Below are 13,881 nucleotides of genomic sequence, written 5' to 3'. Positions count from 1 at the left end.
CAGGTAAAATGGTTGCAGGTATAACTGAAGCGAATGCTGTTGTAACAGTTAAGAATGCTACAGGAACTGTAGTTGGTACAGCTACAGCTGATGCTACAGGTAAATATTCAATTACCTTAGATAAGGCTTATCTAAATGGCGAAAGCCTAAGTGCTACAGCATCAGATAAAGCGGGTAATACTACAGCACCAAAAACAATTGTTGCGCCAGACACTACTGCACCTTCAAGCTTAACTGCAACTATTGATGCTGCAGGTAAAGTGGTTACAGGTGTAACTGAAGCGAATGCTGTTGTAACCGTTAAGAATGCTGCAGGAACCGTAGTCGGTACAGCTACAGCTGATGCCACAGGTAAATACTCGATTACCCTAGATAAAGCTTATCTAAATGGCGAAAGCTTAAGTGCAACAGCGGCAGATAAAGCAGGTAATATCACAGCACCAAAAACAGTTAATGCTCCAGACACTACGGCACCTTCAAGTTTGACTGCCACTATAGATGCTGCAGGTAAAGTGGTTACAGGTGTAACTGAAGCGAATGCTGTTGTAACCGTTAAGAATGCTGCAGGAACCGTAGTCGGTACAGCTACAGCTGATGCCACAGGTAAATACTCGATTACCCTAGATAAAGCTTATCTAAATGGTGAAAGCTTAAGTGCAACAGCGGCAGATAAATCAGGTAATACTACCGTACCAAAAACAATAGTTGCACCGGACACCACTGCACCTTCAAGTCTGACTGCAACTATCGACACAACAGGTAAAATGGTTGCAGGTGTAACCGAAGCGAATGCTGTTGTAACCGTTAAGAATGCTACAGGAACTGTAGTTGGTACAGCTACAGCTGATGCTACAGGTAAATATGCAATTACCCTAGATAAAGCTTATCTAAATGGTGAAAGCTTAAGTGCTACTGCAGCAGATAAATTAGGTAATGCTACCGCACCAAAAACTATTGTTGCGCCAGATACCACAGCACCTTCAAGCTTAACTGCAACGATTGATGCTGCAGGTAAAGTGGTTACAGGTACGACTGAGGTGGGTGCTATTGTAACCGTTAAGAATGCTGCAGGAACCGTAGTCGGTACAGCTACAGCTGATGCCACAGGTAAATACTCGATTACCCTAGATAAAGCTTATCTAAATGGCGAAAGCTTAAGTGCAACGGCGGCAGACAAATCGGGTAATACCACAATAGCAAAAACAGTTGATGCGCCGGATACCACGGCACCTTCAAGCTTAACTGCAACGATTGATTCATCAGGTAAAGTGGTTACAGGTACGACTGAAGCGAATGCTGTTGTAACAGTTAAGAATACTGCAGGAACCATAATCGGTACAGGTACTGCTGATGCCACAGGTAAATATTCAATTACCCTAGACAAAGCTTACTTAAATGGCGAAAGCTTAAATGCAACAGCGGCAGATAAAGCAGGTAATATCACAGTACCAAAAACAGTTAATGCTCCAGATACCACTGCACCTTCAAGCTTAACTGCAACGATTGATTCATCAGGTAAAGCGGTTACAGGTACGACTGAAGCAAATGCTGTTGTAACAGTTAAGAATGCTGCGGGAACCCTAATCGGTACAGCTACAGCTGATGCTACAGGTAAATACTCGATTACCCTAGATAAGGCTTATCTAAATGGTGAAACTTTAAGTGCAACGGCTGCGGACAAATCTGGTAATGCTACCGCACCAAAAACAGTTAATGCACCCGACACCACTGCACCTTCAAGTTTAACTACAACGATTGATTCATCAGGTAAAGTGGTTACAGGTGTAACTGAAGCCAATGCTGTTGTAACGATTAAAAATACTGCAGGAACCGTAGTTGGTACGGCTACCGCAGATGCCACAGGTAAATACTCGATTACCCTAGATAAAGCTTATTTAAATGGAGAAAGCTTAAGTGCTACAGCATCAGATCAATCTGGTAATGCTACCGCACCAAAAACAGTTAATGCACCCGACACCACGGCACCAACAGGTTTAACTGCAACGATTGATTCATCAGGTAAAGTGGTTACAGGTGTAACTGAAGCGAATGCTGTTGTAACAATTAAAAATACTGCAGGAACCATAATCGGTACAGGTACTGCTGATGCCACAGGTAAATATTCAGTTACCCTAGACAAAGCTTACTTAAATGGCGAAAGCTTAAGTGCTACAGCATCAGATCAATCTGGTAATGCTACCGCACCAAAAACAGTTAATGCACCCGACACCACGGCACCATCAAGTTTAACTGCAATTATAGATGCTGCAGGTAAAGTGGTTACAGGTACGACTGAAGTAGGTGCAAGAGTGACAGTAGAACAAATAACTGCTATTTATAAAGAAGTCACTGTTTTAGAAACCCAATCTGTTTTGAGTGAGACAGTACAGTCAAATTCTTTATCGAAAACATATTCTTTCGAAGTTACAGGCACAAATGCACATGTTTCTTTAAATTTGAGTTCTTCGACTAATTCACTTTCTGGTAGTTATAGTTCAACTCTTTCTAGTGCGAGTTTAAATACAAGTCTAAATGGTAGTATTTCCCAAGTTGGAGACGGCAATTACAGTATTGATTTAGCAAAAGGTTCGGTATTACCGCCTGGAACCTATACTTTGACAGTAAATTATTCTAGTTCAATGGTCCCCGTTATAAATGTAAATGTAACGCAAGAAGTGCCAAAAACTATTTTAGAAGTAGACCATTACGAAACAAAAGTTGTAGGCACAGCTAATGCAGATGAGGCAGGAAATTATTCTATTACTCTTGATAAAGCTTACTTAAATGGTGAAAGCTTAAGCGTAACGGCAGCAGATCAATCGGATAATAAAACTGAAGCGAAAGAGGTTATTGCACCAGATAGTACGCCACCAATTTTGCATCAACCAACTATTCAAGGTGGATGGGCTGAAGGGCAATCAGTACAAGGTACAACTGAAGCAAATACCACAATAATTGTTAAAAATACTGCAGGTGATGTAATCGGTTCGGCAATAGCTGATGCATCCGGGTATTACAATGTAATTTTGAATACAGTTTATGAAGATGGTGAATTATTAAAAGTAATTGCTGCGGATGCTAAAGGTAATGAAAGTTCAATTAATATAAATGCACCTGATACTACGGCACCTATATTGGCTAATTTGTTTAATTACGATGCTAGTACAGATAAAATTATTTTTAATGCGCCAAGTGATAGTTATGCTGTTGAGCAAAAAATTGATGGGGCTTGGGTTCACGTAAATATTGAGGAAAAATTCGATTGGTTAAATGTAGAATATAGGGTAACTGCTACAGATCAAGCTGGGAATAGTTCTCAACCACTAACCACTATAATTAATACTGTATCAGGAACTTACAAACCAACAGACCCTACATTTACTCAAATTATTAAAGGATCTACTGGAAATGATTATCTATATGGCGGGAACGGAGATGATACGTTAATTTCTAATACAGGTTCGGACTATCTATATGGTGAGTCTGGTAGTGATACGTTGATTTATGGTGGTAATTCAAATGGCTATACGGCTTTACTAGGTCAAGCAGGTAATGATACTTATATTGTAGATAAAACATTACTTGGTTCATCAAGTTATATTCATATCTTAGATAATACAAATGAACAAAATACACTTTATTTGAAATCAGTTTCAGCTGATGAAATTATCTTAAAACAAGCTAGTGCGGATAGAATTATTACATTTAATGATTTAACTGCCACCATACATTTTGGTGAGGGACAATTATCCTCAATTGTGTTTGACGATGGAACAGTTTGGAATAAAGCACAAATTGAAGCCAATATTATCGGTAGATTATTAGGTACAGATGGAGATGATCATTTACTGGCAGATGCTAATTATTCCATAATTTATGGTCTAGATGGTAATGATACGATACAAGGTGGTGTACAGGATGATTATCTGTATGGTGGTGATGGAGATGATACGTTAATTTCTAATACAGGTTCGGACTATCTATATGGTGGGGCTGGTAGTGATACGTTGGTTTATGGTGGTAATTCAAATGCGTATACGGCTTTATTGGGTCAAGCAGGTAATGATATTTATATTGTAGATAAAACATTACTTGGTACATCAAGTTATATTCATATTTTAGATAATACAAATGAAGAAAATATTCTTCATTTAAAATCAGTGCTTTCTAGTGATATTTCACTTAAGCAGTCGGATTCACTAATCATAATATCATTCAATGATTCAGCATCAACAATACGTTTTGGTAAGGATAATTTATCTTCTATTGTATTTGATGATGAAACTGTTTGGGATAAAGCTCAAATTGAGCAACATATTGCCAAAACTGTGCTTGGTACAACTGGTAATGATGTAATTGAGACAATTATAGCAGATCAAACTTACTCTTATAATTTAGATGCTGGCGCAGATACGTTGATTTTCAATGTTCTTGATAATATAGATAATTTAGGCGGAAATGCTAAGAGTGAGTGGACGGATTTTAATCTTGCTGAGCAAGATAAAATTGATTTATCTCAATTACTCATAAATGACAGTGGAAATCTTCAAGGCTATGTATCTGTACAAGATACTCAGTCTGGATTAATTGTTTCTGTTGATAGGGATGGTTCAAGTCACTCTATGTATAATTCTCAAGAATTGATTTTGCTTGTAGATAATCATAGTTCATTAAATGATTTGATCGCATCAAATGTATTTATTCATTAACTTATTTTACCGCAAGTCAAATAGTAAATTGACTTAGATTTATCGGATCTTTATTAGAGGAAAGGCAGCTTTGTTTCTAGTGACGAGGCTGCTATCTATAGATTTTAATAGCATATCCAATATTAATGATTTTTATACTTGGAAATTCCCCACAACCATCAGGCATTCCCCTTAGATGTCCAGCCCGAAACAGGAAATGCAAGGAACTTTTAGAATTCCCCTAACGTCTTAAGTTTTCCATGCGTTCTGCTCTGTGCTGCGATAGCAACTATGAAAGTTGGTATATCGACATCGCAATTCGCATGGAAGGCCAAAGAGCTGGAAACGATATGGGGAACATGTTGGATAAGGAAAAAGAGTAGGCCCAATGATCTATTTGGACCAACAGACTATCGATCAAATGGACCGTTAAATAGTCCGTTGGGCTAGCACTGTACAAAACCTACAGGCAACAAAAAACCCCATAAATCAAATATTCATGAGGTTTAATGATGGTGCCGGCACACGGATTCGAACTGTGGACCTACTGATTACAAGTCAGTTGCTCTACCAACTGAGCTATGCCGGCGATGTGGAGTGAATTTTACAGTTTCTTAAAAAAATTACAAGCCAAAAAATGAGCATTTAAATTTTTTCATATCATTTTTAAATGCTCATAGGGGCTAGCCTGAAAAAGTTAGGGTTTTACTACATTAATGTGCTTTGGCATGTGAAGTATAAACCGCTAAAAATATTCCAATTAAAGACAAGACCACGGTTAAACCGACAATCGCACTCCAGCCACCGTGTAACCAGAACCAACCGCCCGCTGAACCGACAATACTTGAACCCATATAGTAAAAAAGTAAGTAGAGCGAACTAGCATGTGCTTTAGCTTGTTTGCTTTCAGCGCCCACAGAACTACTGGTAAGTGAATGGGTAATAAAGAAACCTGTGGTAATAAATGCAATACCAATAATAATACCGAAAAGAGAAGTGAGCAGGGTCATAAGACTACCCACAATCATGAGTGCAAAGCCACTCATCATCATGGTTTCTTTACCAAAGCGATCCGCTAAGCTACCTGCCAACGATGAAGACACCATACCAAAGCTATACGACAAGAAAATAAGGCTAATTTGTGTCTGACTGAGTGAATAAGGCGCTCCACTTAAACGGAAAGTGGCATAGTTAAATAAGGTCACAAACACACTCGTGAGCAAGAACCCAATGGCAAACAGACGTAATAGTTTTGTATTGGTTAAATGAGCACGCCACATTTGCATGTGAAAATCTAAATTTAGCCCTTTTTTCTGCACAAAATTACGCGAAGCAGGCAGTAGTTTTAAAAAGGCAATCGAGCAAATAAAACAGATTGCTCCAAGTAAGCCTAAAGCAGTTCGCCAAGAAAAATATTCAACCAAAACACCCATGCCGACACGGCCCATCATGCCACCAAAAGCCGTACCTGCAATATATAAACCCATAGTTTTACCTAGGTGCTCAGGTGCAATTTCTTCGGCAATCCAAGCCATCGTCACTGCGGGAACACCACCGAGCAGTAAACCTTCCAAAGCGCGTGCTATAAGCAAGCTGTGCCAGTTAGGGGTAAACATTGAGACAATATTAAGAATTGCTGCACACAGCATTGATGTAAAAATTACACCACGACGGCCAAGGGCTTGTGAAAAAGCACTCGATAGCACAATTGAAATCGCTAAAAAGGCAGTCGTTAATGACAGTGCTAAAGAGCTACTCGCAGGGCTAATTTGGAAACTTTGGCTAAATGCGGGCAGGAGTGGCTGTACACAATAAATCAGAGAGAAACTGGCAAAACCTACGAGGAATAAAGCAAATCCTGCGTGTTTATAGGCTTTAGTCCCTTTGTGAATCCACTCACGGGAAAGAACAGAAGTTGCCTCAGTGTTTAAGGTACTGGGTGTAGATGAAGAGCTCATATCATGACCATGACAGAAAGAAAGAGCAGTGCCTAAAGGCGTGCTGCATCGAGAAAATTCGATAAATTAAAATTAGCAATTTGAATGGTATTTTTCTAATATATTTAACAATGGGTCATGATATGTTTTATATATAGCGATGGAACTAAGACATATACGCTACTTTTTAGCAGTAGCAGAAGAAAAAAACTTTACCAAAGCTGCGCAACGCTTAAACATGAGCCAGCCGCCTTTAAGCATGCAAATACGAGACTTAGAAGAAGAGCTAGGTGCAGATTTATTTATTCGATCACCTCATGGGGTGGGGCTGACCGAAGCAGGGCTTGCCTTTTTAAATGCCATTCAGCCCGTACAGCAGCGTGTAGAAGATGCAGCGAGCTTAGTTAAACAAGTGGCAAATGGCGAAGTGGGCCAATTGCGATTAGGCTTTACAGGCACTTCAATGTTGAACCCTTTAATTCCTAAATGTGTTCGCTATTTTCAGCAGCAATACCCGAAAGTGAATTTAAAGCTTGAAGAAGCCAATACTTTACTACTCATCGATTTATTGCTTGAAGACCGTTTAGATGTCGCGATTATTCGCTCACCACGCAACATTCCAGATAGTTTAATTATTCAAGAATTATTAGCAGAACCCCTCATTGCTGCTTTGCCTTCCGAGACTTTTCAACTCGACGATGCATCACCAGAAATTGATTTAACGGCGCTACGAGAGCTTGATTTTATTGTCTCGCCACCTTCCATTAGTGCAGGGCTTTTTGATGCGATTAAACAAGCCTGTCATGAGCATGGTTTTGAACCAAAAATTGGACAAAATGCTCCGCAAATTGTGTCAATTTTATCGTTGGTATCTGCAAATTTAGGGGTGTCTTTGGTTCCCGAGTCGACCAAACAATTGCAAATACAGGGTGTGGCTTATCGGTCTTTAAAAGCACCTGTACCTACGGTGGGGTTAGGGCTTGCTTATAAGAAACATAACCCTTCGCAAATGGCAATTAACTTTGCCAGTGTGGTACAAGTGGCTTGTCACCATGCGGACGAATATAAATGAAATTGGCTAGTTTGATTTTGGCGTTCTGTTCATTAAAAAAATGCCTGCAATAATAAAAATCGCGCCATATAAAAACGATAAAGTCGGCTGTTCGTGAATGAAACCCCAAGCCATAAGTGCTGCAAAAATCGGTTCAGAAAGTTCGGTCACTTGTACCTTGGCCGCACTCATATAAGACAATGCTTTGGTGGTGCAGAAAAAGCCGAGTATGGTCGGCAGAACAGCTAAACCAATCAAACCTAAAATAATGTCACTATTAAAATTAATACTGTGAAAATTAATTAAAAACGGAACCGCAAGATAAACGCTACCAAACAGCAGTAAGTATTTAGTCAGAAATAGTCCACCGTTTAATTTGAACTTTTTCACTAAAACCGAAAATAGGCCATAACCCGTGCCGGCAATAGAAGCATTGATCAGCATTAAAAGGCTATTTTCACCTTTCCATGAAATGATACTAATACCGGCAACTGCCAATAATGTTCCAATAAGAGAGTGAATGTAGATACTTTCTTTTAAAATGAATCGACCAAAAAATAGGGCGGAGATGGCAGCCGAAGCCATGAGTACCACCACCACATTGGCCGCAGCACCGTGGTTGTAGGCAATGGTTTCGAAAAAGAATAAAGAGAAAATTCCTAAAAAAGCACATATGGCAATTTGAGTAAAAACGCTGAGTTTACTTGGCGTGCTGCTAATAAAAGCAAGCTTTTGGCTAACAGGGACTTTAAATAAAAACACACTTAAAAAGAAAAAGGCGATAATGGTTTTTAAAAAGGCAATGTCTTGTGGGTTTAAACCACTGTGCATGAGTAATTTACTAATTACACCAATAGAGGCATTGAGTGCAGCTGCACAAAGCGCAAATAGGCTTCCAATAATTAGATTATTCACTCTTATAATTCTTCCTAAGTTTTACGCATGCAGTCTACAATATTTTTTGGATGAATATTCAACAAAAATAACCAATTAACGCTTAATATTTTCAATGATTTATTTTGAATTGATTTAATAAATTCTTACTCAAGACTAAAGGCATTCTATAGACTTTTGTCTCAAATAATTGTGATTTAGAGCGCTAGCTCATATTATATAATTAGTTAATTATTAAAGAATTTTAAAAATGATTAAATCAATTATTACAGGCTGCGCGGTTCTTACACTTTCAGCTTTGGCGGTCACGCATGCAGAGTTTTCTTATGAACAAGAGCTACAACAAAGCTGTAATAAAGTGAAGCAATACGCGAGTTTAGGTAAGAAATTCTACGACCAAAAACAATATAAAAAAGCGCTCGAAAATTTCCAGAATCAAGCCTCTTGGACTGCATTTTGTAAAGCCAATGCAGACGAAACCACAGTTAAATTTACCGACCGTGATATTGAAGTTGCCAACAATAATGTGGGCTTAGCCTATGCCAAATTGGGTCAGCCACTTTGGGCAAGATCGTGGTTTATGCTCGATGAAAAATCAAAGTCGAGTCAGTTTAATCTTAAGCAATTACCTGCACCTAAAGCATCAAATGACCTATCAGGTGAATATGTCAGATACTCAGGTTTTGGTGAGTGGGATCACATCACGGTAAGTCGTAAGCAGGGCCAATATGCAATCAGCTATGCCGGTTTATATATGGGACTTAGAAGCTTAGTTTATGGCCCAAACATGGGTGAGTTCGACACCAAAATGCCGACTAGTAAAAAGCAAACGGTTTATAAAAATGAAGACTGCCGTATTCAGCTCGATTTTAAATCTAACGCGAAATTAGGAAATTATATTCAGGTCAAACAAAACGAAGGTGAGTCAGGTTGTGGCTTTGGGCATAACGTATATGCAGATGGAACGTATTTAAAAGTTGAGTCTGGAAAATAAAAACGATAGGAACTAAATAATGAAAAATATATTTGCACCTCTAATACTTCTTTCGACGGTTATTTTTTCTGCTCACATTTATGCAGAGCCGACTAGCACCTGTAAAGAAGTGAAATTCCAAAAAGCCGATCAGGTATGGAGTGGGCACTATTATTTAAATGGCGTGATGGAAGTGGGTTCGGAGCTTTTACTTCAACCAGACGGAAAGTTTCAATGGATGCTCGCTGTTGGCGCTTTAGATCAATATGCCGAAGGCACATGGTGGAAAAATGGAGACTGTATTGGTTTAAAACCAGAGGCTAAATTTAAAAAGGATTTAAGTATATTCCCTGAAAGCCTAACGATTTCGGATAAATCCTTAGACGCGATTTGGGAAGGTGGACGCCAGCAGGGCACATATAGCAAAAATTAAATTAAAAAGTCCGACACAGAGTCGGACTTTTTTATAGCTTCGTTTTTAATGATTGACCGCAGCAAGTTGCTGAGCGTTATAGCGTGCGCCCATGTTTGGATATCTCGCAATAATCTCTTCAATTTCTGCCAAATCTGCCGCTGTTAAATGAAGGTCTACAGCACCTGCATTTTCCACAAGTCGCTCGATTTTACGCGTACCCGGAATTGGCATAATGTCGTCACCTTGCGCCAAAATCCAAGCCAAAGCCAGTTGAGCCGCTGTCGCATTTTTGCTTTGAGCAAACTCGCTGAATGCTTGCGCCAAGCTTTGGTTATTTTTCCAGTTATCGCCTTGATAGCGTGGCAACTGACGACGGAAATCGTTTTCGTCTAGGCTACCCACATCAAGCGTATTGGTGATTAAACCACGTGACAGCGGTGAATACGGCACAAGGCTAATACCTAACTCACGAATGGTTTGCAAATGAGTTTGCTCAAACTCACGGGTAAGTAGCGAGTATTCATGTTGAACCGCTGCAATCGGGTGAATCGCATTTGCTTTACGAATAGTTTCAGCCGACGCTTCACTGAGTCCTAGGTAACGAACTTTACCTTGTTTGACCAAGTCAGCCATTGCGCCAATGGTATCTTCAACCGGAACATTCGGGTCAATGCGGTGCGCATAATACAAATCAATTACGTCTGTATTTAAGCGTCTTAAACTGTTTTCGACCGCAACTTTAATCCACTCAGGTGAGCCGTCGATATAAGACTCTAAAGAGTTCTTTGGGTTAAGGTTATCTTCTTTATAACGAAAGCCAAATTTGGTCGCCAAAAATACTTTGTTGCGGTGTTTTTCTAAAACTTTTGAGAGTAAAACTTCGTTTGCGCCGTTGCCGTACATGTCGGCAGTGTCCCAAAAGTTAATGCCGAGGTCTAAGGCCTTTTCTAGAGTTGCAATGCTTTGTGTGTCGTCTGAGGCACCATAGGCAAAGCTCATTCCCATGCAACCTAAACCAAGTGCTGATACTTTTTCGCCTGTTTGTCCTAAAGTTCTATATTTCATTTTTCACACTCTTTTTGCAAAATCACTTGAGTAGAAAAACTATAAAATGCTTTGGCTCAAACTGACGTATAACATTCAAACCAATAATTATAAAATTCAAACAATCTGTTTTTAGGCCACACAGTCTTCACGGAACTTTTTAGGTGAAAAGCCAGTATTTTTCTTAAAGAAATTGGTGAAATACGCTGAATATTCAAAGCCTAAGCTATAGGCAATTTCAGAAATATTCCAACTGGTGTGCTGTAGCAGCGCTTTGGCTTCTTGCGTAATACGCGAGCTAATATGCTCAGAGGTGGTTTTACCTGTGGCTTCTTTTACAGCTCGGTTTAAATGGTTTACATGCACAGACAGACCGTAGGCATAGTCATTTGCAGTTTTGAGTTTAAGCTGAAAATGGGGCGAGTCGATCGGGAACTGGCGTTCTAATAATTCAAAGAATAAATGGCAAATCCGAACCGCAGCATTGCTATGTTTTTCAAACTGTTGGGTCGGTTGCATTTTCATGGCTTCATGCACAATTAGGTGCAAATAATTTCTTAAAACGTTGTATTTATGAATATAGTCTGAATTTATTTCAGTCATCATCTTTTTGAAAATAAATGAAATTTCTTCAACTTGTTGATCATTTAAAAAATATAGCGGGTCGCCGTCGACCTTAAACAGCGGGGAGTCTTTTAAAAAGCTTTGTCTTGATTCTTGGTTTACAAACTCTTCGGTAAATAGACAAAACCAGCCTGCCTGTTCAGGCGAATTAATTTCCCATGCATAGGGAACCATTGGATTTGAAAACAGTAAAGCAGGGCGGTCGACTCGTATCCAGCGGTTAGCGTAGTGAAGTTCGCCTGTGCCTAAAACCAGTGAAATTTTATAATAATCGCGGCGGCTATAAGGGGTGAGAAATGAGCAGGCATCGCGTTGGAACACGTTAAAATGTCCAAACGAGGTTGATGGAACCGAATAATCGCTATCTCTGGTTAAAGAAAAGCGGCGATAAAAATCATGTATGGTTTCCATGTTTTTGCCTGCATGCCTTATTAATTTACTTAAAGTTATAAAATTCAAACTTTATTTACTGTAGCTTTTATTTATAGCGCGATCAATCTGTTCATTTAAACAGGTTTGAAAATGAACGATAAATTAATAATGAAATAACCAGACAAACTAAACTTTAAGAAAATATATTGTTAAATCACTATGCTAATGAAAAATAAAAAATAATCTTTATAAATGAATAGCCAATATCACATTGACACTCAAAAACTCGCGGATTATCCTTTGCCTGCTGGCCACATTGCCAGCCGGTTGTAGCAGGCCGAGTACACATACAGCGCATCAGATTTGCTCCTTCTGAGGGGGAGATCTATGTGTAAAAAAACCACCGTCCCCCTCACGTTGCGGTAGGGTGATCTGACCCCATAAAGTTGGACAGTTAGTTAAGCAGTTTTTAAAAACTGGTTTCTATATTGTACAGGGGATAAACCTTGTAGCTTCACCTTGATTCTCTCATGATTATAATAATGAATGTACTCTCGTATAGTTTTCTCTAACTCATCAGTTGATTGAAATTTTTCACCATGAAAGCACTCCGATTTTAATATTCCAAAGAAGCTTTCTATTACAGCATTATCTAAGCAATTTCCTTTACGAGACATACTTTGAATTAAACCATGTTGCTTTAATTGCTGTTGATAATGAGCCATTTGATATTGCCATCCTTGATCTGAATGGAGAATTGGTTTCTCATGTCGCTTAAGTTTAGCTAAAGCATGAATGAGCATATCTTTCACTAACTCATAATTGAGTTTACGTTGGATCCGGAAGGTAATAATTTCCCCATTAAATAAATCTATAATTGGTGATAGATAAAGTTTTTCACCGTTAACATTAAATTCCGTCACATCAGTTGCCCATTTCTGGTTGGGACGGTTCGCTTTAAATTGCCGTTGCATAATGTTATCGGCCACCATCCCGACACAACCACTTTTATATGAGCGATATTTTAGTGCTCTGATACGTGATTTAAGTCCCATAGTTTTCATAAGACGATATACACATTTATGGTTGATTATTATTCCTGTACTTTTCAGAGCAAGAGTAATTCTACGATAGCCATAGCATCCCTTATGCTTGTGATATATGGACTTGATCTGCTGTTTTAACTCAGTATATTTATCCTTAGAGCGTACAGCTTTCATGTGATAGAAATAAGTACTACGAGCGATCTTGGCAATACTGAGTAAGAGCTTTAATGGATAAATTTGCCTTAATTCTGAAATAACTTGAACACTGTCTGCAGTAGAAATTGAATTTAGGTACGTTGCTTCAGTTTTAAGGCTTTTAGCTTTTTTAAAAAGGCAACCTCTGCTCGTAAAGCGGTCACTTCATCAATGAGCTCCTGCTGAGATTTATCTTTGTCATCTTTTACAGACTTGGTTATTTTAGTTTTATCTTGTTTAAGCATATTGGTATAAATCCTCGTGGTATTAAACCCAGCAATCCCTTCTTTATGATACTGAGCTAGCCACCTTCTTAAAATTGACGTCCCGCTCAGATTTAACCGTCTTCTAACTTCTCTTACCGGTATCTTATCAAGAAGCATTTGTACAGCCTTGATTTTAAATTCGGAAGAGTAGTAGGTTTTTTTAGTTTTAACATTCAGGCCATCTTCACCTTGTGCCTTATAGTTTTCAATCCATAAGCGGATGGTTTGGAGATCTACATTAAATTCTTGTGAAAGGATTTTATATCCTTTACTTCCCTCTAAATAAGCTTGAATGACTTTTAATTTTAACTCTTTTGAATGCTTCGGAATTGGCATAGAGCACACCTCATAAGTTTTAAAAGTCTAACTTATGGGG

Annotated in this window: 9 protein-coding genes, 1 tRNA gene and 1 pseudogene; 4 read left to right on the top strand and 7 right to left on the bottom strand. The window is 38.8% G+C overall.

Annotated elements, in window-relative coordinates; translation table 11 throughout:
- Nucleotides 1–4,709, top strand: a 4,709-nt coding sequence (locus tag J655_RS25860; RefSeq protein WP_155762644.1) for an Ig-like domain-containing protein, incomplete at its 5' end; no start/stop codon positions are given.
- A 492-nt stretch (nucleotides 4,710–5,201) separates the two neighbouring features.
- Here the strand turns inward: J655_RS25860 and J655_RS23745 are convergent.
- Nucleotides 5,202–5,277 (bottom strand) — tRNA-Thr (locus tag J655_RS23745).
- A 124-nt stretch (nucleotides 5,278–5,401) separates the two neighbouring features.
- The gene (gene sxtP, locus J655_RS23740) at nucleotides 5,402–6,646 is read right to left on the bottom strand and encodes a multidrug efflux MFS transporter SxtP (protein WP_032006630.1); all 1,245 of its coding nucleotides are present in this window, start codon (nucleotides 6,644–6,646) and stop codon (nucleotides 5,402–5,404) included.
- Nucleotides 6,647–6,785: 139 nt separating this feature from the next.
- Here sxtP and sxtR point away from each other — a divergent pair.
- A pseudogene (gene sxtR / locus J655_RS23735) lies at nucleotides 6,786–7,707 on the top strand (multidrug efflux pump transcriptional activator SxtR).
- Here sxtR and J655_RS23730 read toward each other — a convergent pair.
- On the bottom strand, nucleotides 7,704–8,591 hold the full coding sequence (locus tag J655_RS23730) for a DMT family transporter (protein WP_032006633.1): 888 nt from the start codon (nucleotides 8,589–8,591) through the stop codon (nucleotides 7,704–7,706). The pseudogene sxtR and the gene J655_RS23730 sit on opposite strands and share 4 nt — an antisense overlap.
- A 229-nt stretch (nucleotides 8,592–8,820) precedes the next feature.
- Between J655_RS23730 and J655_RS23725 the strand changes: the two genes are divergently transcribed.
- Together J655_RS23725 and J655_RS23720 are read left to right on the top strand one after the other, a co-directional pair.
- A complete protein-coding gene (locus J655_RS23725) occupies nucleotides 8,821–9,564 on the top strand; it encodes a hypothetical protein (RefSeq protein WP_017481780.1) in 744 nt (247 codons plus the stop codon).
- A 19-nt stretch (nucleotides 9,565–9,583) separates the two neighbouring features.
- Nucleotides 9,584–9,976, top strand: a complete 393-nt coding sequence (locus tag J655_RS23720) for a hypothetical protein (RefSeq protein WP_032006634.1) — start codon at nucleotides 9,584–9,586, stop codon at nucleotides 9,974–9,976.
- Between the two features lie 45 nt (nucleotides 9,977–10,021).
- Here the strand turns inward: J655_RS23720 and J655_RS23715 are convergent, their stop codons facing one another.
- The 4 genes from J655_RS23715 to J655_RS25850 all read right to left on the bottom strand — a co-directional run bounded on the left by J655_RS23715 (nucleotide 10,022) and on the right by J655_RS25850 (nucleotide 13,841).
- On the bottom strand, nucleotides 10,022–11,023 hold the full coding sequence (locus J655_RS23715; protein ID WP_032006635.1) for an aldo/keto reductase: 1,002 nt from the start codon (nucleotides 11,021–11,023) through the stop codon (nucleotides 10,022–10,024).
- Nucleotides 11,024–11,134: 111 nt separating this feature from the next.
- On the bottom strand, nucleotides 11,135–12,037 hold the full coding sequence (locus tag J655_RS23710; RefSeq protein WP_002052189.1) for a helix-turn-helix domain-containing protein: 903 nt from the start codon (nucleotides 12,035–12,037) through the stop codon (nucleotides 11,135–11,137).
- Between the two features lie 419 nt (nucleotides 12,038–12,456).
- On the bottom strand, nucleotides 12,457–13,299 hold the full coding sequence (locus J655_RS25855) for an IS3 family transposase (RefSeq protein WP_230445321.1): 843 nt from the start codon (nucleotides 13,297–13,299) through the stop codon (nucleotides 12,457–12,459).
- Nucleotides 13,300–13,331: 32 nt separating this feature from the next.
- The gene (locus tag J655_RS25850; protein WP_002120495.1) at nucleotides 13,332–13,841 is read right to left on the bottom strand and encodes a helix-turn-helix domain-containing protein; all 510 of its coding nucleotides are present in this window, start codon (nucleotides 13,839–13,841) and stop codon (nucleotides 13,332–13,334) included.
- Nucleotides 13,842–13,881: the final 40 nt, after the last annotated feature.

Source organism: Acinetobacter sp. 1294243, assembly GCF_000588015.1.
Taxonomy (GTDB): Bacteria; Pseudomonadota; Gammaproteobacteria; order Pseudomonadales; family Moraxellaceae; genus Acinetobacter; species Acinetobacter pittii.
This window is presented reverse-complemented; position numbering and strand designations above follow the sequence as displayed.